At 29.1% G+C, this 23439-nt stretch carries 19 protein-coding genes and 1 other RNA gene; all 20 read left to right on the top strand.

The genetic code is table 11. The annotated features are described in order from the left end of the window. Nucleotides 1–58 precede the first annotated feature (58 nt). The 20 genes from rpoC to rnpB all read left to right on the top strand — a co-directional run bounded on the left by rpoC (nt 59) and on the right by rnpB (nt 23017). Nucleotides 59–4009 carry a DNA-directed RNA polymerase subunit beta' gene (gene rpoC / locus I6E15_RS01615; protein WP_235243672.1) on the top strand — a complete coding sequence of 1317 codons (3951 nt, stop codon included), beginning with the start codon at nt 59–61 and terminating at the stop codon, nt 4007–4009. Nucleotides 4010–4072: 63 nt separating this feature from the next. After that, on the top strand, nt 4073–4945 hold the full coding sequence (locus I6E15_RS01610) for a YicC/YloC family endoribonuclease (protein WP_177161797.1): 873 nt from the start codon (nt 4073–4075) through the stop codon (nt 4943–4945). A gap of 29 nt (nt 4946–4974) precedes the next feature. Further along, nucleotides 4975–5538 (top strand): guanylate kinase, encoded by a 564-nt coding sequence (gene gmk / locus I6E15_RS01605; RefSeq protein WP_177161798.1) that lies wholly within the window; start codon nt 4975–4977, stop codon nt 5536–5538. After that, nucleotides 5538–5753 (top strand): DNA-directed RNA polymerase subunit omega, encoded by a 216-nt coding sequence (gene rpoZ / locus I6E15_RS01600; RefSeq protein ID WP_177161799.1) that lies wholly within the window; start codon nt 5538–5540, stop codon nt 5751–5753. Before gmk ends, rpoZ begins: the two co-directional genes overlap by 1 nt. Further along, entirely contained in the window at nt 5737–6720 is a 984-nt protein-coding gene (locus tag I6E15_RS01595) for an FAD:protein FMN transferase (RefSeq protein ID WP_419180942.1), read from the top strand. Before rpoZ ends, I6E15_RS01595 begins: the two co-directional genes overlap by 17 nt. 73 nt (nt 6721–6793) lie before the next feature. Continuing rightward, a complete protein-coding gene (locus I6E15_RS01590) occupies nt 6794–8800 on the top strand; it encodes a sodium-translocating pyrophosphatase (RefSeq protein WP_177161801.1) in 2007 nt (668 codons plus the stop codon). 167 nt (nt 8801–8967) lie between these two features. After that, nucleotides 8968–9597 (top strand): LysE family translocator, encoded by a 630-nt coding sequence (locus I6E15_RS01585; RefSeq protein ID WP_235243670.1) that lies wholly within the window; start codon nt 8968–8970, stop codon nt 9595–9597. Between the two features lie 76 nt (nt 9598–9673). After that, the gene (locus I6E15_RS01580) at nt 9674–10363 is read left to right on the top strand and encodes an isoprenyl transferase (RefSeq protein WP_414146500.1); all 690 of its coding nucleotides are present in this window, start codon (nt 9674–9676) and stop codon (nt 10361–10363) included. Further along, nucleotides 10353–11153 (top strand): phosphatidate cytidylyltransferase, encoded by an 801-nt coding sequence (locus tag I6E15_RS01575; RefSeq protein ID WP_235243669.1) that lies wholly within the window; start codon nt 10353–10355, stop codon nt 11151–11153. The genes I6E15_RS01580 and I6E15_RS01575 overlap by 11 nt, the downstream gene beginning before the upstream one ends. A gap of 13 nt (nt 11154–11166) precedes the next feature. Beyond that, on the top strand, nt 11167–12324 hold the full coding sequence (locus tag I6E15_RS01570) for a 1-deoxy-D-xylulose-5-phosphate reductoisomerase (RefSeq protein WP_235243668.1): 1158 nt from the start codon (nt 11167–11169) through the stop codon (nt 12322–12324). An 8-nt stretch (nt 12325–12332) separates the two neighbouring features. Beyond that, nucleotides 12333–13013 (top strand): dTMP kinase, encoded by a 681-nt coding sequence (locus tag I6E15_RS01565; protein WP_177161806.1) that lies wholly within the window; start codon nt 12333–12335, stop codon nt 13011–13013. Next, complete coding sequence (locus I6E15_RS01560; RefSeq protein WP_235243667.1) at nt 13014–14033, top strand: M50 family metallopeptidase; 1020 nt, start codon at nt 13014–13016, stop codon at nt 14031–14033. 184 nt (nt 14034–14217) lie between these two features. After that, a complete protein-coding gene (locus I6E15_RS01555) occupies nt 14218–15603 on the top strand; it encodes a sigma-54-dependent transcriptional regulator (RefSeq protein WP_177161808.1) in 1386 nt (461 codons plus the stop codon). A gap of 27 nt (nt 15604–15630) precedes the next feature. Continuing rightward, on the top strand, nt 15631–17340 hold the full coding sequence (locus I6E15_RS01550; RefSeq protein ID WP_235243666.1) for a peptidylprolyl isomerase: 1710 nt from the start codon (nt 15631–15633) through the stop codon (nt 17338–17340). 117 nt (nt 17341–17457) lie between these two features. Beyond that, a complete protein-coding gene (dnaG, locus tag I6E15_RS01545; RefSeq protein WP_235243665.1) occupies nt 17458–19260 on the top strand; it encodes a DNA primase in 1803 nt (600 codons plus the stop codon). Between the two features lie 15 nt (nt 19261–19275). Continuing rightward, on the top strand, nt 19276–20541 hold the full coding sequence (gene rpoD, locus I6E15_RS01540) for an RNA polymerase sigma factor RpoD (protein ID WP_177161811.1): 1266 nt from the start codon (nt 19276–19278) through the stop codon (nt 20539–20541). Between the two features lie 45 nt (nt 20542–20586). Next, nucleotides 20587–21363, top strand: coding sequence for a sigma factor (locus I6E15_RS01535; protein ID WP_235243664.1), 777 nt, complete (start codon nt 20587–20589; stop codon nt 21361–21363). Then, a complete protein-coding gene (locus I6E15_RS01530; RefSeq protein ID WP_235243663.1) occupies nt 21360–22142 on the top strand; it encodes a Nif3-like dinuclear metal center hexameric protein in 783 nt (260 codons plus the stop codon). The genes I6E15_RS01535 and I6E15_RS01530 overlap by 4 nt, the downstream gene beginning before the upstream one ends. A 10-nt stretch (nt 22143–22152) precedes the next feature. Further along, nucleotides 22153–22620, top strand: a complete 468-nt coding sequence (locus I6E15_RS01525) for a hypothetical protein (protein WP_235243662.1) — start codon at nt 22153–22155, stop codon at nt 22618–22620. A gap of 61 nt (nt 22621–22681) precedes the next feature. Then, nucleotides 22682–23017: RNase P RNA component class A (rnpB, locus tag I6E15_RS01520), an RNA gene on the top strand. Nucleotides 23018–23439: the final 422 nt, after the last annotated feature.

The following is a 23439-nucleotide window of genomic DNA, read 5'->3' as shown; positions in this document are numbered from 1 at the left end:
ATTTAATAACTATAAAGTGTAAAAACTTTATCTCGATTAAGGAGGCTTTACATTTAATATGGGAATAAAAAGTTTTGAAAAAATCAGAATAAAACTTGCTTCACCTGAAAAAATATACGAATGGTCTCATGGGGAAATTACAAAACCTGAGACAATAAACTATAGAACATTAAATCCTGAAATGGACGGATTATTCTGCGAAAAAATATTTGGACCAACAAAAGACTGGGAATGTAGCTGTGGAAAATACAAAAGAATGAGATACAAAGGTCTTGTTTGTGAAAAATGTGGTGTTGAAGTAACAAAATCTAAAGTAAGAAGAGAAAGAATGGGGCATATAGCACTAGCTGCCCCAGTATCTCATATTTGGTATTCTAAAGGAACTCCAAATAAAATGGCTTTAATCTTAGGAATATCTCCAAAAGAATTAGAGTCTGTATTATACTTTGCTAGATATATAGTTATCCAAAGTAATGAAGAAACATTACCAGTTGGAAAAATTATAAACGAAAAAGAATATAAATTATTCAAACAAATGTATGGAAATTCTTTTGATGCAAAAATGGGAGCAGAAGCAATCTTAAGATTATTAGAAGACCTTAACCTTCCAGTATTAAAAGAAGAATTAGAAAAAGAACTAGAAGATGTAAATTCTAGCCAAAAAAGAAAAAAAGTTGCTAAGAGATTAAAAATAGTAAGAGATTTCTTAGAATCTGAAAATAAACCAGCTTGGATGATACTTAAAAATGTACCAGTAATACCAGCTGACTTAAGACCTATGGTTCAATTAGACGGAGGAAGATTTGCTACTTCTGACTTAAATGACCTTTATAGAAGAGTTATTAACAGAAATAACAGATTGAAAAAACTTTTAGAAATAAAAGCTCCAGAAATCGTAGTTAAAAATGAAAAAAGAATGCTTCAAGAAGCCGTTGACGCTTTAATTGACAACGGAAGAAGAGGAAAACCAGTTGTTGCTCAAAACAACAGAGAGTTAAAATCTCTATCTGATATGTTAAAAGGAAAACAAGGAAGATTCAGACAAAACCTACTAGGTAAAAGGGTTGACTACTCTGCCAGATCAGTTATCGTTGTAGGACCATCATTAAAAATGAATCAATGTGGAATTCCTAAGAAAATGGCTCTTGAATTATATAAACCATTTATAATGAGAGAACTAGTTAAAAGAGAATTAGCTTCAAACGTAAAAACAGCTAAAAAACTAGTTGAAGAATCAGATGATAAAGTATGGGATATCATAGAAGATGTTATTGATGGACACCCAGTACTATTAAACAGAGCTCCGACTCTACATAGACTTTCGATTCAAGCATTTGAACCTGTATTAATTGAAGGAAAAGCAATAAGACTTCATCCATTAGTATGTTCTGCGTTCAACGCTGACTTCGACGGAGACCAAATGGCAGTACACTTAGTACTTTCTCCAGAAGCTATAATGGAAGCAAAACTTCTAATGCTTGCACCAAATAATATTATTGCTCCATCAAATGGACAACCAATAGCTGTACCAGGACAAGACATGGTTATGGGATGTTTCTACATGACTAAAGATAGACCTGGATGTAAAGGTGAAGGAAAAGAATTTTCTAACAGAGAACAAGCTCTTACAGCTTATGAAAATGGAGTTATTGATACTCACGCAATAATCAAAGTAAGAATAGATGGAGAAATGGTAACAACTACTCCAGGAAGAATATTATTCTCTGAAATCTTACCTAAAGAAATAAGAGATTATAATATGACTTATGGTAAAAATCCATTGAAAAAATTAATCGCTGATTTATATGACAGATATGGATTCACAAAAACAGCTGAAGTTATAAATGACATCAAAAACTTTGGATATCACTATTCAACATTCGCAGGAGTTTCAGTAGGTATTGAAGACCTAGAAATTCCAGCTGTTAAAAAAGATATCTTAAGAAAAGCTGACGAAGATGTAGCTTCAATTGCTCAAGAATACAAAGAAGGAAAAATAATCAACGAAGAAAGATACAGAAAAACAATTGCAGTTTGGTCACAAGCTACTGCAGATGTTACAGACGCAATGATGAACGGACTAGATCAATTTAACCCAGTTTACATGATGGCGACTTCAGGAGCCAGAGGATCTATCCAACAAATGAGACAGTTAGCAGCTATGAGGGGTAACATGGCCGATACAAGAGGTAGAATCCTAGAAGTACCTATCAAAGCTAACTTCCGTGAAGGACTAACAGTATTAGAATTCTTTATGTCATCACACGGAGCTAGAAAAGGTCTAGCAGATACAGCCCTAAGAACTGCCGATTCAGGATACTTAACAAGAAGACTTGTTGATATTTCTCATGAAGTTATAGTAAACGCAGAAGATTGTGGAACTCATGAAGGAATTGAAGTTTCTGAATTAATTTCTGAAGGAAAAGTAATTGAAAAATTATCTGAAAGAATAGACGGAAGAGTATTAGCTGAAGACTTAATAGTTAACGGAGAAGTAATTGCTCCAAGAAATACTCTTATCGGAAAAGAATTAATTAAGAGAATAGAAGAATTAGGAATCAAAAAAATAAAAATCAGATCACCTTTAACTTGTGCATTAGAAAAAGGTGTATGTAAAAAATGTTATGGTATGGACTTATCTAACCACAAAGAAGTATTACTTGGAGAAGCAGTTGGAGTTATTGCAGCTCAATCAATCGGGGAACCAGGTACACAGCTTACAATGAGAACGTTCCATACAGGAGGAGTTGCAACAGCAACAGCTTCAGCAACAACTAAAAAAGCAGAAAATGCTGGTAAAGTAATATTTAAAGATGTAAAAGTTTTAGTTAACGAAGAAACTGGAGAAGAAATTGTAGTTAGCCAATCAGCTAAAATTATAATTGGAAACAACGACCATGAAATTCCATCAGGATCTATCTTAAGAGTAAAAGATGGAGATATGGTAGAAGAAGGTCAAGTTCTTGCTAACTTAAACCCATACCATGTACCAATTATCTGTGACCAAGAAGGAACAGTAGCGTATAAAGATATCACTATCAAATCAAACTATGATAGTAAATATGGAGTTACTGAATACTTATCAGTAAAACCAGTTGATTCTGGAGACCTTAACCCAAGATTACTTGTTTTAGATGATAAAAAAGAAGTAAAAGCAAGTTATCAAATCCCATTCGGAGCTTATATGATGGTTCACGAAGGAGATAAAGTAAGAAAAGGACAAGTTATCGCAAAACTTATCAAAGAAGGGGAAGGAACAAAAGACATCACTGGAGGTCTTCCAAGAGTACAAGAGCTATTTGAAGCTAGAAATCCAAAAGGAAAAGCTCTATTAAGTGAAGTTGATGGTAAAGTTGAAATCACTTCTAAAAAGAAAAAAGGTATGAGAGTTATCTTAGTTAAAGACGAAAGAAACTCTGAATTATTTAAAGAATACCTAGTATCTGTTGGGGATCACTTAGTTGTAACTGACGGAATGCTTATCAAAGCTGGAGATAAAATTACTGAAGGAGCTATTTCTCCATACGATATCTTAAGTATCAAAGGACTAGTAGCAGCAGAACAATTTATCCTTGAATCTGTACAACAAGTTTATAGAGACCAAGGAGTTACAGTAAACGATAAACATATCGAAATTATAGTTAAACAAATGTTCAAGAAAGTAAGAATTACAAACTCTGGATCTTCTTTATTACTTGAAGATGAAGTAATAGAAAAGAGAATAGTTGATCTTGAAAATGAAGAATTAAAAGCTAAAGGTAAAAAACTTGTTGAATACGAACCAGTAATTCAAGGTATTACTAAAGCTGCTGTTAATACAGAAAGCTTTATATCAGCTGCTTCATTCCAAGAAACAACAAAAGTTCTTTCTAATGCAGCAATAGAAGGAAAAGAAGACTACTTAGAGGGATTAAAAGAAAACGTAATCATTGGTAAGAAAATACCAGCAGGAACAGGTTATGTTGATTATAAGAGAATAATCCCTGAAGAAGTTAAAGAGGAACAGTAATTAATTTAATAAATAGGCGACACAAGTCGCCTATTTTGTCATCTGAGAACAAAGGAGATTTCAATGAGAAGTATGACTGGTTACTCAAAAATCTCATATCAAAGTGAAGACTTTGTAATAGATATGGAGATTAAGAGTGTAAATAATAAAAATCTCAATTTAAAAATAAAAATGCCTACTGTCTTGAACTTTCTAGAAAGTAAAATAAGAACCAATGTAGGAGAAAAAGTAACAAGAGGTAGCATAGATTTAAAAATAGATTTTGAAGATAGAAGAGATTTAGATAATCTTTTTGAATATGATGAAAAAATCTGTGAAGCTTATCTAAAAGTTTTAACTGATATGGAAGAAAGATTTAATGATAAGTTCACTAATAAAATGGATTATCTAATAAGAAATTTCAATGTTATCAAAAGAAAAGAAAATGATACTAACGATTATGAAGAGATTATTATTTCAAAACTTGATGAATTACTTGATGAGTTTTTAGTATTTAAAGATACTGAGGGAGCAAGATTAAAAGAATATTTCTTAGAAAGACTTGCTTTTATAAAAGAAAGAGTTGAGATAATAAAAAAACATAAAGAACAAGTGGTAGGAATATATAAAGAAAAACTTTTAAAAAGACTTGATTCAATAAGAGGAGAAGTAACTTTTAATGAAGAAGATATTTTAAAAGAGATACTTCTTTTTACAGATAGAAGTGATATTTCAGAAGAAATTTCAAGACTTGATAGTCATCTAAAACAATTAGAAATAGAACTTACTTCATCTGAAAAAGTAGTAGGAAAGAAAATAGATTTTATACTTCAAGAGATATTTAGAGAATTAAATACTACAGGGGTAAAATGTAGTTCATATGAAATATCTAAAATAGTTGTTGAATGTAAAAATGAAATAGAAAAAATAAGAGAACAAGCGATGAATATAGAGTAGTTTTATAAAACTAAGAAGGAGTATAAATTATGAGTAAAGGACATTTGTTTGTAGTTTCAGGACCAAGTGGAGCAGGAAAATCTACAATATGTAGACTTGTTAGGAAGATGTTAAATATAAACTTAGCTACTTCTGCTACAACTAGAAAACCAAGAGTTGGAGAAGTAGACGGGAAAGATTATTATTTTTTAACAATACCTGAATTTGAAAAAAGATTAGCTAATGGAGAATTTTTGGAATATGCTAAAGTTCATGAAAATTATTATGGAACTTTAAAATCAGAAGTTGAAAGTCGTTTAGCTAATGGAGAAAATGTTATTCTTGAAATAGATGTACAAGGTGGATTGCAAGTAAAAGAAAAATATCCAGATGCTAATATGATATTTTTTAAAACTCCAACTAGAAAAGAATTGGAAGAAAGACTTAGAGGAAGAAAAACTGACAGCGAAGAAACAATTCAATTAAGACTAAAAAATTCTTTAGAAGAATTAAAATATGAAGAAAAATATGATACTTCTATAGTTAATTACACTGTTGAAAAATCTTGTGAAGAGTTAATAAATATTATTAAAAGTAAAGGAGAGATGAAATAATGAAAACTGAAATAACTTATGATGGACTTTTAGAAAAAATACCTAACAAATACATACTAACAATAACTACTGGAAAAAGAATGAGAGAATTAATAAAAGGAAAACCTCTTTTAGTAAAAGCTAATAAAAAAGATACTTTAATGAAAAAAGTATTTAAAGAATTAGTTGAGGGAAAAATAACTTATACTTATGAGAAAGATCAAGTTGAAGAATAATATCTTTAAAATTTTTATATTTATTATTCTTGGAGTTTTGGTTGGTTGTGGTCAACCTAAAGAAAAAAGATTTTCTCAAGAGAGATTTTTATTTGGAACATATATCCAAATGATTGTTTACTCTGAAAATGAATCAAAAGCAAATAATGCTATGGAAAAAGCCTTTAAAGAGATTGAGAGAATAGATAATAAATATAATAGTAAAAATGAAAACTCTATAATTTATAAGCTCAATGAATCTAAAAACAAAGAAATAGATTTAGATGAAGAAGGAGTATATATCTTTAAAGAGATTGAAAAGATGTATAAAGTAACAGATGGAGCTTATGATATTACAATAGGACCTCTTTTAGATTTATGGGGATTTGGAACAGAAGAGAGAATAGAAGTTCCAACACCTGATGAATTAAAAGAAGTAATGAAAAAAATAGATTTTTCAAAAGTAGAAATAAGAAGTAATAAATTTATTGTAAATGGTGAAGAGAAAATAGACACAGGTTCTTTCTTAAAAGGTTATGCTCTTGAGAAAGCAAAAGAAGTTCTGATTGCTAATAACATAAAAAGTGGATTTATCTCTTCTATTTCAAGTATTGTTACTATTGGTACAAAAAGTGATGGGACACCTTGGAGAGTAGGAGTACAAGATCCTAAAAATCCAGAAAACAGACTAGGAGTTGTAGAAATCCAGAATCGGGCTATGGGGGTCTCAGGTGACTATCAAACTTATATAGAAATTAAAGGAAAAAAATATCATCATATTATGAATAAATTTACTGGTTATCCAATTGAAAATAAAAAGATGGTAGTTGTAATTTGTGATTCAGGATTTATGGCAGATATTTATTCTACAAGCTTTTTTGGCATGAGTGATGACAAAATACTAGAGTTTTGTGAAAAAAATAATGTAGAAGTCCTAATAGTGAAAAAAGATGATAGTTTACTTAAGACAAAAAACTTTAAAATTTAGAAAGAAAATACTTGAAATTATTTCAATAAATTAATATAATAATATGGTATGAAAAAATTTTAGGAGGTTTGAAATGGAACAAATTTTGTATCTAGGAATAGGTGCAGGAATCGTTGCTTTACTAGCAGCATTCTTCTATTCTAAAAAAGTGGAAAGTTATCAAATTAACATTCCAAGAGTAGCTGAGATTACAGAAGCTATCAGAGAAGGAGCTATGGCTTTCTTAGTAGCTGAGTATAAAATCTTAGTTTGGTTCGTTGTTGCAGTAGCAATAGCTTTAGGAGTATTCATCTCTATGAATACAGCAATCGCATTCGTATTAGGAGCTATCACTTCAGCTTTAGCTGGAAACATCGGAATGAGAATAGCTACTAAAGCAAACGGAAGAACATCAATAGCAGCTAAAGAAGGAGGACTTGCAAAAGCTCTTGACGTTGCATTCTCTGGTGGAGCTGTTATGGGACTTTCAGTTGTTGGATTAGGAATGTTAATGTTATCTATTTTAATCTTAGTTTTCGGTCAAGATGCAACAGCATTTGCTGACTTAACAGGATTTGGAATGGGAGCTTCTTCAATCGCATTATTCGCAAGAGTTGGAGGAGGAATCTACACTAAAGCTGCAGACGTTGGAGCAGACTTAGTTGGTAAAGTAGAAGCAGGAATCCCTGAAGATGACCCTAGAAACCCAGCTACAATCGCTGACAACGTTGGAGATAACGTTGGAGACGTTGCTGGAATGGGAGCAGACTTATTTGAATCTTATGTTGGATCAATAATCGCTGCAGTTACATTAGGATTCTTAACAGCTAAAGAATTAGGAAATAACGGATATGTTATCGCACCAATCTTATTATCAGCTTGTGGAATCATCGCATCTATACTTGCAACAGTAACTGTTAAAACTAACGACCCTTCAAAAGTTCACGCTAAATTAGAAGGTGGAACAAGAATAGCAGGAATCTTAACAATAATCGCTTCATTTGGAATTATAAAAATGTTAACATTACCAATGGGTGTATTCTGGGCTATCGTTGCAGGACTTGTAGCAGGAATCTTAATTGCTTACTTCACAGGAATCTACACAGATACTGGAAAGACTGCAGTTAACAGAATTTCTGACGCAGCAGCAACTGGAGCAGCAACAGCTATCATCGAAGGATTAGCAGTTGGAATGGAATCTACAGTAGCACCTATCTTAATTATATCTGGATCTATCTTAGTTGCATTCAAAACAGCTGGATTATACGGAATCGCTATCGCAGCAGTTGGAATGTTAGCAACTACAGGAATGGTTGTAGCAGTTGACGCTTACGGACCAGTAGCAGACAACGCTGGAGGAATCGCAGAAATGTCTGAATTACCACCTGAAGTTAGAGAATGTACAGATAAACTTGACGCAGTTGGAAACTCAACAGCAGCAGTTGGAAAAGGATTTGCAGTTGGATCTGCAGCTTTAACAGCTTTATCATTATTTGCATCTTATAGAGAAGCAGTTAACAACTTAACTCCAGAAGAATTACAAATCGAAGTTACTAACCCAGATGTAATCGTTGGATTATTCATCGGAGGTATGTTAACATTCTTATTCTCTGCTTTAACTATGACAGCAGTTGGAAAAGCAGCTATGGAAATGGTTGAAGAAGTTAGAAGACAATTCAGAGAAATACCTGGAATCATGGAGAAAAAAGCTAAACCTGACTACAGAAGATGTGTTGAAATCTCTACTCACTCTTCATTAAAACAAATGATCGTTCCTGGAGTTTTAGCAATAGTTGCTCCAGTTGTAGTAGGACTTTGGTCAGTTGAAGCTTTAGGAGGATTACTTGCTGGTTCTCTAGTTACTGGTATCTTAATGGCTATCATGATGGCAAATGCTGGAGGAGCTTGGGATAACGGTAAAAAACAAATCGAAGGTGGATACAAAGGAGATAAAAAAGGTTCTGACAGACATAAAGCAGCAGTTGTTGGAGATACTGTTGGAGACCCATTCAAAGATACTTCTGGTCCAGCTTTAAATATCTTAATCAAACTTATGACAATAGTTTCTCTAGTATTAGTTCCATTATTTGTTAGATTCTAATTTTGGAATATAATCTCAAGAAATAAAATATAATAGGGGTGACTCAAACGAGCACCCTTATTTTTATTATTTTTAATTGGATTTATAAAAATAAATTATAAAGTATGTTATAATGATGTAAATAACATTAAAAATAATAAAATGATGATAATAATTAAGGAGAAATAATGTTTGGAATAGTAAATTTTATAGTTTTTGTATCATCTTGTATAATATTACATTTTACTCCCGGTGCAGATACAATGTATATTTTAGGAAAAACTTTATCTGGTGGAAAAAAATCTGGAATAATATCTGTGTTTGGAATATCAACTGGAGTATTAATTCATACTATTTTAGTGGCTTTTGGTCTTTCGGCTGTTTTATCAAAGTCAATACTAGCTTTTAATATTATAAAAACTTTGGGAGCAGTTTATCTTATTTATATGGGGATAAAATCAATAATGGATAAGAGTTCTTTAGAAGAAAGCAGAGAAAATAAAATTGAAAATATAAAAGAGATATATTTTCAAGGAGTGATTACAAATATATTAAATCCTAAAGTAGCACTTTTTTTCTTAGCTTTTCTGCCACAATTTATTAACGAAAACAATCAATACGGAATTTTACCTTTTATTTTACTAGGGATAAGTTTTTGTATAACAAGTAGTATTTATGGAGTAATACTTGCTATTTTTTCAGGAGAAGTTTTAAAATTTTTTAATAAAGATTCAAGATTTTCTACTAAAATGAAAAAGATTTCGGGAATCATATATATTCTTTTAGGAGTTGGAATTCTTAGAGCAAAAATAAGTTAAGTTATAAAATATTGTATGGAAAAAAAACAATAGATATGATAAAATTTAGAGTAAGTGAGGTGATAATTTGGATAAAATGTTAAATATACCAAATCATATAGCCATTATTATGGACGGAAATGGAAGATGGGCAAAAGGAAAAAATAGACCTAGAGTATTTGGACACAAAGCTGGAGCAGATACTTTAAGAAAAATTGTAAAATATTGTGGAAATATTGGGGTAAAATATCTTACAGTTTATGCTTTTTCAACAGAGAATTGGAAAAGATCTCAAGAGGAAGTAAGTGCTTTGATGACACTTTTTAAAACTTATATAAACTCTGAAAAGAAAATGCTTTTAGAAAATAAAGTTAGATTTATGGTGTCAGGAAGAGAAGAGGGAGTTAGCGAAAGTTTATTAAAAGCTATAAGAGAATTAGAAAAAGAAACTTCAAAAGATTATAAAATGACTCTTAATATTGCTTTTAACTATGGTGGAAGAGCTGAAATTATAGATGCAATAAAAAAAGCTAAGGAAATGGGAGAGGAAATAACAGAAGAGAATTTTTCAAAATTTCTTTATAATGATATTCCAGATCCAGAGCTTATAATAAGAACCAGTGGAGAGTTTAGAATATCAAACTTTTTATTATGGCAATTGGCATACTCAGAAATTTATATTACAGATGTTTATTGGCCAGATTTTGATGAAAAAGAGTTGGATAAAGCTATAGAAAGTTATAATAAAAGAGAGAGAAGATTTGGAGGGCGTATAGATGATAAATAGAATACTAATAGCTTTATTAGGAATACCAGCTTTAATGTTTATATATTATAGCGGTGGAATTTATCTTTTAGCTTTGACTAATATAATAGTGGGGATAGGGCTTTTTGAATTTTATAGAATGTCAGAGGCAATTGGAATAAAACCTTACAAAAATATTGGTTTGGTAGCAGGAGTTTTACTACCAAATATAATTTATTTTAAAGGTATTGAAACAGGAGTAGGAGCATTAATAATATTTTTAATTTTAATTCTTGGAATAAGAGTTATTAATAACCAAGTAGAGAATACCTCTAAAGATATAGGAACAACACTTTTAGGAGTTGTTTATATTTCTTTGATGTTTAGCCATATACTTTTATTTCAAAATTTAGAAAATGGTTGGAAGTGGCTTATTGCTACTCAAATTATGGTTTGGTTATGTGATAGTGCTGCATATTTTGTTGGAATGGCTACTGGAAGAAAATTTTTCAAAGAAGGATTTTCTGCTATAAGTCCTAAAAAATCAAAAGAGGGAGCTATTGGTGGAATTGTATTTACAATCATTGGAATACTTTTGATAAATAGATTTTTTAATTTGTCAGTTAATAATTTTGCAATAGTAATTTTAGGATTTTTTGTAAGTCTTGTGGCACAGATTGGTGACTTAGCTGAATCAATGTTTAAAAGAGAGTTTAAAATAAAAGATTCTAGTAGAATACTTGGAGAACACGGAGGAATATTAGATAGATTTGACAGTATGATATTTGTCATACCAATGGCATATTATATTTTAAAAATATTTGTAGATTAGTGGTGAGGATTTTATGAAAAATATAGTTATTTTAGGTTCAACAGGAAGTATAGGGACAAACGCTTTGGAGATTATAAGAAATAAAAAAGAGGAATTTAATGTAATCGGTCTTAGTGCCAATTCAAATCATAAATTAATTTGTGAACAAATTGAGGAATTTAAACCAAAATATGTTTCAATAGGAACTGAAGAGGGAAAAAGAATAATAGAAGAAAAATTTCCAGAAGTAAAGGTTTATGTTGGACGTGAAGGATTAAAAAAACTTGGACAGATAGAGGAAATGGATATAATTTTGGTAGCTGTAATAGGAGCTATCGGAATAGAAGCTACATCTGAAGCTATAAAACTTGGTAAAAGAATAGCACTAGCTAATAAAGAAACAATGGTAGCTGGTGGAGATTATATTAATAAACTTTTAAAAGAAAATCCAAAATCAGAGATAATACCAGTTGACAGTGAACACTCAGCTATATTTCAATCTTTGATGGCTGGAAAAAAATCTCAAGTAAAAAATCTTATAATAACTGCTAGTGGTGGAACTTTTAGAGGAAAAAAATTAGAAGATTTAAAAGATGTAAAAGTAGAACAAGCTCTAAAACATCCTAACTGGTCAATGGGAAGAAAAATAACTGTAGATTCTTCAACTTTGGTAAATAAAGGACTTGAAGTAATAGAAGCACATCAACTTTTTGGAATGGATTATGATAAGATAAAAGTTGTAATTCATCCACAAAGTATAGTTCACTCACTTGTAGAATATGATGATAACGCAGTTATCGCTCAACTTGGAGTAACTGATATGAAACTTCCAATTCAACTTGCATTTACTTATCCAGATAGAATACAAAACAATTGTTTGGACACTTTAGATCTTTTAAAAGTGGGAAATTTAACTTTTGAAGCACCAGACAGAGAAGTTTTTAAAGGTCTTGATTTAGCATATAAAGCTGGAAGAATAGGAAAATCTATGCCAACAGTTTTAAATGCAGCTAATGAAATAGCAGTTGACTTATTTTTGAATAAAAAAATAAAATTTTTAGATATTTATAAAATAATAGAAAAAGCTATTGATAATCACGAAGTTGAAGAGATAGATAATTTAGATTCAATACTAAGAATAGATCAAGCTACAAGAAAATGGGTTTATGATAACTATTCAAATTTAGACTAGGAGAAAAAATGGGAAAATTAATTGTTATAGAGGGAACAGATTCAAGCGGAAAAGAAACTCAAACAAAAAAATTATATGAAAAATTAGAGGAAAAAGGGTTAAAAGTAAAAAAAATAACTTTTCCAAATTATGAAAGTCCAGCTTGTGAGCCTGTAAAAATGTATCTTGCTGGAGAATTTGGAGAAAATCCTTTAAAAGTAAATCCTTATCCAATTTCAACTATGTATGCCATAGATAGATACGCATCTTTTAAAAAAGATTGGGAAGAATTTTATAATTCAGATGGAGTTATTGTAACAGATAGATATGTTCAATCTAATATTATTCACCAAGCTTCAAAAATATCTGATCCACAAGAAAAAGAAAAATATATAAAATGGTTAGATGATTTGGAGTTTGAAAAAATAGGAATTCCTAGAGCGGATTTAGTAATTTTCATAAATATGCCACATAAATATGCTAAAATGTTAATGGAACATAGAAAAAATAAAATAAATGGCGAAGTAAAAAAGGATATTCATGAAAGAGATGAAGAGTATCTAAAAAAATCCTATGAAAATGCTTGTGAAATAGCTAAAAAACAAGGTTGGTCAGAAGTTTGCTGTGTAGAAAATGACAGATTGAAAACTATTGAGGAGATTTCAGAAGAGATTTATAAATTGGTAAGTAGTTGTTTGGAGGAAAAATAGATGAAAATTTTAATATCTCTTTTAATACTAGGAGTCATAATTTTGATACATGAGTTGGGACATTTCTTAAGTGCAAGATTATTTAAAATTCCAGTTGAAGAGTTTTCCATAGGAATGGGAACAGAGGTATATACATATGAAGGACTGAGAACAAAATATTCATTTAGATCAATTCCTATCGGTGGATATGTAAATATAAAAGGAATGGATATTGAAGATAAAAGTGAAGATGGATTTAATCAAAGGCCAGCTTATCAAAGATTTATAGTTTTGATAGCTGGAGTTTTTATGAATTTCTTACTTGCTTATTGCCTTTTATTTGGAATGATATTTTCAAAAGGTGAGATTCAAATAAATGAAAAAGCAGTTGTAGGAAGCATAGTAAAACATGAAAATATAAACTCTTTAAAAAAAGGAGATTTGATTTTAGAGATAGATGGCAAAAAAATAAATAACTGGTTGGATATAAAGAAAACAGTTAACTCTTTAGAAAATAAATCTGAAGAAAAGAAAGTTTTAGTTCAAAGAGATGGAAAAACTGAAGAAATAAAAGTTCATTTAATAAAAGATGAAAAAATAGATAAATATTTTTTAGGAATTTCTCCAGAGTATACAATAAATAGATTTGGATTTGGAGAAAGTTTGGGACTTGCTTGGGACGGATTCAAAGAGATATTTGGAAATATTTTAACAAGTCTTAAAATGATGGTTACAGGTGGAGTAAAAAGAGAAGAGATAAGTGGACCTATTGGGATTATAAATATTGTAGGAGAAGCTAGTAAAATGGGAATAGGTACTTTAGTGTGGCTTACAGCAATACTTTCAGTAAATATTGGAATATTTAATCTGCTTCCTTTCCCAGCTCTTGATGGTGGAAGAATAATATTTGTGCTTCTAGAATTTTTAAAAATTAAAATAAATAAAAAAATAGAAGAAAAAATTCATTATACAGGAATAATATTAATATTCATTTTGATTATTTTCATAACAGCAAATGATTTTACAAATCTTCTAAAATAAAAAAGCAAAAAAAATTATAAAATTACAGTTCACAAACTAAACGTAAAAAATATTCAAGGGACATTATTTTAAAAAAAATCTTGAAAAAACACAAAAAAACTATTATAATACATAGAGAAAGAATTGAAACAGTTTGTAAATATTTTTAAGCATATTGATATTTGAAAAAAACAGGAGGTAATTGATGAAACAATCAGTATTAGCAATATCTGAGAGAAAAGAAGTATTAAAAGACATTAGAAAAGAGTTATTAAAGTATTATGAAGTTATAACTTTTAACAATCTATTAGATGGATTAGATATGTTAAGAGAAAGTGATTTTGATGTAGTATTATTAGACCAATATTTAACTTGGTTCAACTTTGTAGATGCAAAGAAAAAATTAAACGGACTTGGAAAAGAATTTGTTACAATAGGATTAATAGATGAAGAAAATGATGAAGTTTTAGATGAATTAGAAAAAGCAGGAATTTACAGCTACGCTTTAAAACCAATAAATGGTGAAGAAATTGTAAAACTTGTAAAACCAGCTTTAGCTAACATAGAAAATGTAAAAAAATATAAAAAATTAAAAGAAAAAATTGCTGAATTAGAAGAAGAAAGAGAAATAATCGGACAATCAGTAAAAATTAAAGAAGTAAAATCTAAAGTTGAAAAAATGGCAGCAACAGATTTACCAATATTAATTACTGGAGAAGCTGGAGTTGGAAAAACTTTAGTAGCTAGAGAAATATATAGAAAAAGCGACAGAAGAAAGAAAGATTTCTATACACTTAACTGTGGAACAATGACAAGTGAAGTATTAGAAAGAGAACTATTCGGATATGAAAGAGGTGCTTTCTCAGGAGCAATATCTAGCAAAAAAGGTATCCTTGAAGAAATTGATGGAGGAACTTTATTTATAGATGAGATAGCTGGAATAGATATCAAAATCCAATCAAGAATATTAAAAGTTATTGAATATGGAGAATATAGAAAAGTTGGAGGAACTAGAGCAAAAAGAGCTGATGTAAGATTTATAGTTTCTACTGATAAAGATTTAAGAGATGAAATAGAAAAAGGAAAATTCAGAAAAGATCTATATCACAGATTAAATGGATTTAAAATAGAAGTTCCACCTTTAAGAGATAGAAGAGAAGATATACCATTACTTGCTAACTACTTCTTAAATGGAATTTCAAAAGACCTTAATAAACCAATTCCTGTACTTTCTGGAGAAGTAATGAAATATCTATTAGAATATGCTTTCCCTGGAAATATTAGAGAATTAAGAAATATGTTAGAAAGAATGATAATCCTTTCTGATGATAGAATAATCGGAATTGAAAATCTTCCACTTGAAATAAAAATGAAATCTGATACAGTAGAAAATAAAACAGTATCTGGAATCGGACCACTTAAAGAGATATTAGAAAAAGAAATATTTAGTTTAGATGACGTAGAAAGAGTTGTTATAGCTATGGCTCTTCAAAGAACTAGATGGAATAAACAAGAAACAGCTAAAATCTTAGGAATTGGAAGAACAACTCTATACGAAAAAATAAGAAAATACAAATTAGATGACAAATAAAAACTAGAAGAGAGGTCTGATTAAAAAATGGCTATTAGAAAATTTAGACAAAGAATGAAAGTTATTACCTTAGTGATTACGATAGCTTTTGCTGTGTCATCAGCAGCTCTATATGTTATGAATCAAATGAGCTACACAACTACTAAAAATTACGCTTTTAAAATTAACGGAAATAAAGTTAAATTAGAAGATGTAATGAGAAGTAAAAGTATGTTGGCTAATAACTTTAGAAATGAAATAGATGAAGATATTATAGGAGTGTTAGCTCTAAATCAAGTAGTTGAAAATGAACTAGCTCAAGAATTAGCAGATAGTTTAAAAATAAAAATTTCATCTAAAGATATCAATAATGAGTATCAAAATATTGAATCTAATTTTAAAGACAAAGAGCAATTTAAAAGAATGCTTACAGCTCAAGGATATACAAAAGCTTCTTTGAAAAAAGAATTAGAGAAAAGTATGAGAAGTATCAAAGCTAGAGAAGTTATTGGATCTCAAGTAACAGTTACTGATGAAGAAATTGGAAAATACTATGAAGAAAATAAATTCTATCTTTTCCAAGGTTTACCATTAGAAGATGTAAAAGAAAGAGTTAAACAATATTTAATTCAAGAAAAAGCAAACGATTTATATCAACAAGAGCTAGAAAAATTAAAAGACAAAATGGTGCTTTCTGATGTAAATCAAGAGTTTGATAAATATATGGAAAAAGTACAAGTTGAAAAAGATGGAGTAGAATTTACAAATGTAGATTACAGTAAAATCTATATTACTTTTATAAGTAATGGACTAGAAAAAGAAGCTGCTAAAGAAGAAACAGATAAATTTATAGAAAGTCAAGTAAAAATGGTTAAAGCAGCGGAAGATAATGGAATTGAAATAGCAAAAGATTTACCAGTATCATTAAAAGTAAAAGAAGCTTATGAAAAATTATACTCTAAATTAGAAAGTCAAGTTGTAGTTAATGATGAAGAATTAAACAAATTCTTTGAAGCAAATAGAATGAGATATGATATTTATCCTTCAGCTGATGCTTATATCGCTTATGTAAAACTTAATCCTTCAGATGCTGATAAAAAAATAGCAAATGAAAAAGCAAAAGAGATATTAAAAACAGTTAATAAAGATAATTTTGCAAGTATTGCTAAAGAAAAATCAGAATGTCCAAGTGCAGCAAATGGTGGAGAATTAGGTTGGTTTACAAAAGAGGATATGGTAGCAGAATTTTCTGATGCAGCTTTCAAAGGAAAAGCTGGAGAAATTTATCCTGAAGTTGTAGATACAGTCTTTGGATCACATATCATTTTTGTACAAGAAAAAAATGAAGATGACAAAACAGTTAGAGCAAGTCATATATTAGTAAAATCTAATGTATCTCCTGAAACTATAGCAGAGAGAGTAAAATTAGAAGAGGAACAAGCTTTAAAACTTTCAAATGGAGAAATAAAATTTGAAAATTTACCAAAAGACAGATATGTTGACAGCAGTTTATTTACAAAAATAACTGAGCAAGGATATATTCCAGGAATTGGTTATAAAGAAGAATTAGCCGAAGAAATATATAAAGCTCCATTAAATAAAGTAGTTGTAAAAAATATTGGAAAAGATATATATGTATTCCAAAAAATAAAAGAAGTTCAAAGTAAAAAAATGACTTTAGATGAAGTTAAAGAGCAAGTAACAAAAGATTATAAAGCTCAAAAAACAATGGAAGAAATTCAAAATCTATTAAAGTAAAATAAAGGCAACCTAAATAGGTTGCCTTTCTAATCTAGGCTGAGCTTAAAATAAATTGATATTTTTAAGAAAATATATTATAATATACTTTTGAGACTTTTTAATTGGGAGAAATAAATGAAGTATAGGTCAGAGGACATAGAAAATTTATTAAGCCATTTGAGAATAGAAGAAGTTGTTGGAGATGAGATTGAACTAAAAAAATCAGGAGCTAATTATAAAGGGCTTTGTCCATTTCATCCAGATACTACTCCTTCATTTTCAGTTAGCCCTACAAAAAATATTTGTAAATGTTTTGTGTGTGGTGCTGGTGGAAATGCAATAAAATTTTATTCTATGTATCACAAAATTTCCTACGAAGAAGCAGTGGGAGAACTGGCAAAAAAATATAATGTCCCAATAAAAGCTTATGAAAATAAAAATTTTAGGCAAAAAGAAGAAAATGAAAAATATTATAAGATAATGGAAGAAGCTCACAATTATTATCAAGAGAATATTTTTGAAAATCAAGGAAGAATCGCTTTAGAATATCTTAATAAAAGAGGTGTTTCTCCTAAGGTTATAAGAGAAAATCAACTTGGTTATGCTCTAAGTGAGTGGAGTGGATTATTTGATCACCTTATAAAAAAAGGTTTTCAAAAAGATGATATTGTGGAGTTAGGACTTGCTAAAAATGGAGAAAAAGGGATTTATGATGCTTTTAGAAATAGGATAATGTTTCCTATATATTCTGTAAGTGGAAGAATAATTGCTTTTGGAGGAAGAACTTTAGAAAGTAGTAAAGAGATTCCTAAATATATAAACTCCCCAGATACTCCTATTTTCAAAAAAGGAAAAAATCTTTATGGAATAAAAGATAAAGGAAGTATATTAAAAAAGAAAAATTATTCTTTGTTGATGGAAGGATATATGGATGTTCTCTCAGCTCATAGTTATGGATTTGATGTGGCACTAGCTTCACTTGGAACTGCTTTTACCTATGAACAGGGAGAGTTGCTAAAAAAATATACAAATAATGTTATTATGTCTTTAGATATGGATAGTGCTGGTCAGATGGCAACAGAGAGGACAGCACTTATTCTTAAAAATTTAGGATTTAATATAAGGGTATTAAAATTAGAAAATGCTAAAGATCCAGATGAATACTTAAAAACTTTTGGAAAAGAGGCATTTTTAAAGTGTGTAAAAAATTCTTTGGAGATTTTTGATTTTTTATATGAGCTTTACTCAAAGGAATATGATCTTTCAAATATAATGTCTAAAGAAAAATTTATAGCAAGATTTAAAGAATTTTTTAAAAATGTAGAATCAATTTTGGAAAGAAGTTTGTATTTAGATAAATTAGCTAAATACACAAATCTAGATAAAAATCTTTTAAAAGAAACTTTAATTGACAATAATGTTTATAAAAAAGTTGAAGAAAAAATTGAAATTTTTTCAAAAAAAGAAAAGGAAAAACAGGCTGAACACAGTATATTAGAAGAAATGACTATTGAGCTCATTTTTTCTCAGATAGATTTTTTTAAGTATTTTTTTGATAAAACTCTTGAGTCAAGTTTTTCAAAAAAGATATTTTATTTTTTTGAAAATCTAGAAGAGGGAAAAGAGTTATCAATGGAGCTTATGGAATTTATAAAGCAAGAGGAATTTACTGAAAGTGAAAGGGATAAGATTTTAACTCTTATGTTTCGTTCGACAGAATATTCAGATGAAAAGAAACGTCAAGAATTGTTAAAAGAAATCTATAAATCTTGGTTTTTAAAAGAAATAAAAACTTTAGAGGGAGAATCTAAAGATTTACTTTTAACTTTTAAGTTAAAAAAACTAGAAATGGAACTAGGTTCAGAAATAAGTTTTGTAGAATTAGTGGAAAAGTACAAAAAATTTAGGGGGATACTAAGTGAAAATAATATTTTATAAGGAGGCTTCTCATCTATGGAAGGATTAAAAGAATTAATAACAAATGAAAAAGTTCTTGCCTTACTTCGTAAAGCTATACAAGACAAAGTGATTACTTATGAAGAAATCAATAGGGAATTAAAAGATGAGCTTTCTGTTGAAAAAATACAGCAACTAATAGAAGGTATGATTGACCAAGGTATTGAGATAATAAAAGAAGAAGAAATGGTTGCTAGAAAAAACAAAAAAGCTGACTCTTCAAAATCTAAAAAAGCTGAAAAAGACCCATTAGATTATGGAAACTATGATGATTTTGCTGGAAAAAATATATTAGACGAAGATGATTTTGGAGATTTGGATGATTTAGATTTCCATGACTTTGATGATATGGATTTAGATGACTTTGATGATTATTCAAAAGAAGATTTTTCAGATGATGATTATTATAGTGGAATGATGTCAAATGAGATGGGAGTAGATGAGCCTATAAAAATGTACTTAAGAGAGATAGGACAAATTCCATTACTTAGTCACGCAGAAGAATTAGATTATGCAAAAAGAGCTTACGAAGGTGACGAGTATGCAGCACAACAACTTGTTGAGGCAAACTTAAGACTAGTAGTAAGTATTGCAAAAAAACATACAAATAGAGGTTTAAAACTTCTTGATCTTATTCAAGAAGGAAATATCGGACTTATGAAAGCTGTTGATAAGTTTGAATATACAAAAGGATATAAATTTTCTACGTATGCAACTTGGTGGATAAGACAAGCAATAACAAGAGCTATTGCTGACCAAGGTAGAACTATTAGAATACCAGTTCATATGATAGAAACAATTAATAAAATCAAAAAAGAAGCTAGAGTATATCTTCAAGAAACAGGAAGAGATGCTACTCCAGATATAATTGCAAAAAGATTAAATCTAGAAGTTGAAAAAGTAAAAGCTATCCAAGAGATGAACCAAGATCCAATCTCTCTTGAAACTCCAGTTGGAAGTGAAGAGGATAGTGAATTAGGAGATTTCGTAGAGGATAACAAAATGTTAAATCCTTATGAAGAAACTAATAGAGTTTTATTAAAAGAGCAACTTAACGAAGTTTTAAATACTTTAAATAATAGAGAGAAACAAGTTTTAAGATACAGATATGGTCTTGAAGATGGAGCTCCAAAAACATTAGAAGAAGTTGGAAAAATATTTAAAGTTACAAGAGAAAGAATAAGACAAATAGAAGTGAAAGCTCTTAGAAAATTAAGACACCCTAGCAGAAGAAAAAAATTAGAAGATTTTAAACAAAAATAATAGATAGGAGCTACAAAGCTCCTATTTTTTAAGTAAGGAGAAAAAATGTTATTAGAAAATTTTGAGAAGTTTGTGTTTGAAAAGTATAGAGATAATAATGAGTTTGACGAATTTTTAAAAGATGATTTAGAATTTGATTTAGAATTGGAAAGAGAAAATGAATTTTTAATTTCTCAAAAACCTGTTGAAGAAATGAGTGATGAAAATGTTTTAGATTATTTGGAAGAAATAAATCTTTATGAACCTTTGACGGAAGAGGAATATGAAGAATTTACAGATAATTTAGAAGATGAAGAAGCAAAAGAAAAAATAATAGTTGATAATTTCACAGAGATAGCTAAAATAGCTCTTTATTTCTTAAGAGATGGGATAGAATACCTTGAACTTATCCAAGAGGGTGTAATGGGGGCTGTAGAGGCTATAAATAGATATTCATATGATAATGGAAATATAAAAAAATATATAAAAATTTGGGCAGGAAGACAAATGTCTTTTTACATTGAAGAAAGATTTGAACAAATGAAACAAGAATTTTTATATTATTTCACAAAAACTCATATGGACGATGTTGAAATAACGAACGAAGAGAAAGAGCAAAAAATAAAAAAATTAGAAAGTTTATCAATAGATGATGTAGCTTTTACACTTTCAAAAAATGAAATAAAAGCTATTGAATATTATTTTGGATTGGGACTTGATAAAAGATACTCAATATTTGAAATAGAACAAGAGATGAAACTTGAAAAAAATCAAGGAGAACCACTATTTTCAATGGCACTTTCTAAAATTTCATCAAGAGATGGAAGGATGTTTTCTCTATGATTTTAAATGAAATAATAAAAGTTTTGGAAAAAAAATTTCCTGTGACTAATAAAGAAGAATGGGATAATGTTGGTCTTATGATAGGTAGAAGACAAAATGAAATAAAAAAAATCCAACTTTCTTTAGATGTAACAATGGAAATAATAGATAATGCAGTAAAAAATGGTGTTGATCTGATAATCTCTCATCATCCTATAATTTTTTCGGGAGTAAAAAAAATAAATAGTGATACAATTATTGGAGAAAAAATAATAAAAGCGATAGAAAATAATATTGCAGTATATTCTCTTCATACTAATCTTGATAGTACAAAAGATGGTTTAAATGACTATGTTGGAAAAAAATTAAATCTGATTGGCGGAAAAATTATAGATGAAATAAACGAAAATGAAAGTGGAATAGGACGTGTCTATTCATTAGATGAAAAAATAAAGTTTAGTGATTTTCTGGAAAGGATAAAAGAAAATTTTTTAACTAACAATTTAAGAGTGGCAGGAAAAAATCTAGATGAACTTTTAATAAAAAAAGTTGCTATAGTAAATGGTGCTGGAAGTAGTTATTGGAGAAAGGCTAAAAAAATGGGAGCAGATCTTCTTATAACTGGAGATGTGAAATATCACGAAGCTTTAGATGCTATGGAAGAGGGATTTTGTATTGTAGATATAGGACATTATGAAACAGAACATTTTTTTGGAGAGATTATAAAAAAAGAATTAGAAGAATTTGAAGGAATAGAAATTATAGAATTTAATGATATTCCTGTGTTTAATAAAATTTAGAGAGGACAGAATGAAAAAGATATTGTATTGTATTTTGTCTATGATTATTTTTTCTAATAGTTTTGCTGGAATAAAAGATGAAACAAAAACTTTAAATTCTGAAGCTATAAAAAGAATTGAAAAAGTAATAGAAAAAATAGAAAATAATCAAAAGATAAAGTTGTATGTAAATATTTTTAATGGAGAGGAAAGTTTTCAAGTAGAGGATCCTCAGCAAACGATAATTTTTAATATTCAAAAAATAAGTGAAGATGAAATAGGTGCAGAGCTTAATTTTTCAGAAGATTTGAACATGGAAAATAAATCCACAGAGATAGGAGTCGTTTTGGATTATTATCAAAAATATTTGTATGAACAAAAATATGAAGAATATATTACAAGTATTTTAAATGCTATGGAACAGATTTTAACTTCTCAAAAAAATGATGAGGAAGAGGAAAAAGAAGAACTTGAGGCGAATAAAGTTATTGAAAAATAAGAAAAAAAACATATTTTAGAGAAAAAAATAGAAAAGTAAAAATTTTGTGATATAATGTAGTGTAGGTATTACAGTTAATTGCTTGGAAATTCCAAGAGGAAAGTCCGGGCTCCATAGAGCAAAGAGGATAGCTAACGGCTATTGGAAGTAATTCTAAGGAAAGTGCAACAGAAAATAAACCGCCATTATGGTAAGGGTGAAAAGGTGGTGTAAGAGACTACCAAATTTTTAGGAAACTGAAAATGTTTTGTAAACCCCCTCTGGAGCAAGACTAAGAAAGAAAGGTTAAGGGCTGCTCGTCCAGCTTTCATGGTAAGTTGCTTGAGCTTATAAGCGATTATAAGACTAGATAAATAATTAACTAATACAAAACCCGGCTTACGTGATGCCTACTTATGATAAAAAATATGACTTTTAAGGGATTAAGAGTCATTTTTTATTTTTTGAAAAAATTTATTTAAAGATATAAGATAAAAAATAATTTTTAATTTTATGCTTTTTAAATTTTCACTAGTTTTTTTATATATTTTTGTAAAAAAATAATATAAAAAAATTAAATTTTATTAAAATAATTTAGAAAAATTTAAATTTTTTAATAGACTTTTTAAAAATAAAATAAAAAATTTAAAAATTAAATCATTGATATTAAAAGAAAAGATTTAAAATTTAATAAAATTAAAAAAATATCGTTGACAAAATTTGAGTTGTAGGGTATAATAAATCTTGTCCGTGAGATACGGAACGAAGGACATTAACAACAGAATAGAGAAATATGACAAGCAAACAACCTTATTTGGTGTTTAAAAAATGGTAAGTGTA

The organism is Fusobacterium perfoetens, assembly GCF_021531475.1.
GTDB lineage: Bacteria > Fusobacteriota > Fusobacteriia > Fusobacteriales > Fusobacteriaceae > Fusobacterium_B.
Note: the sequence above shows the minus strand (reverse complement) of the source record. Positions and strands in the feature narration are given on the sequence as shown.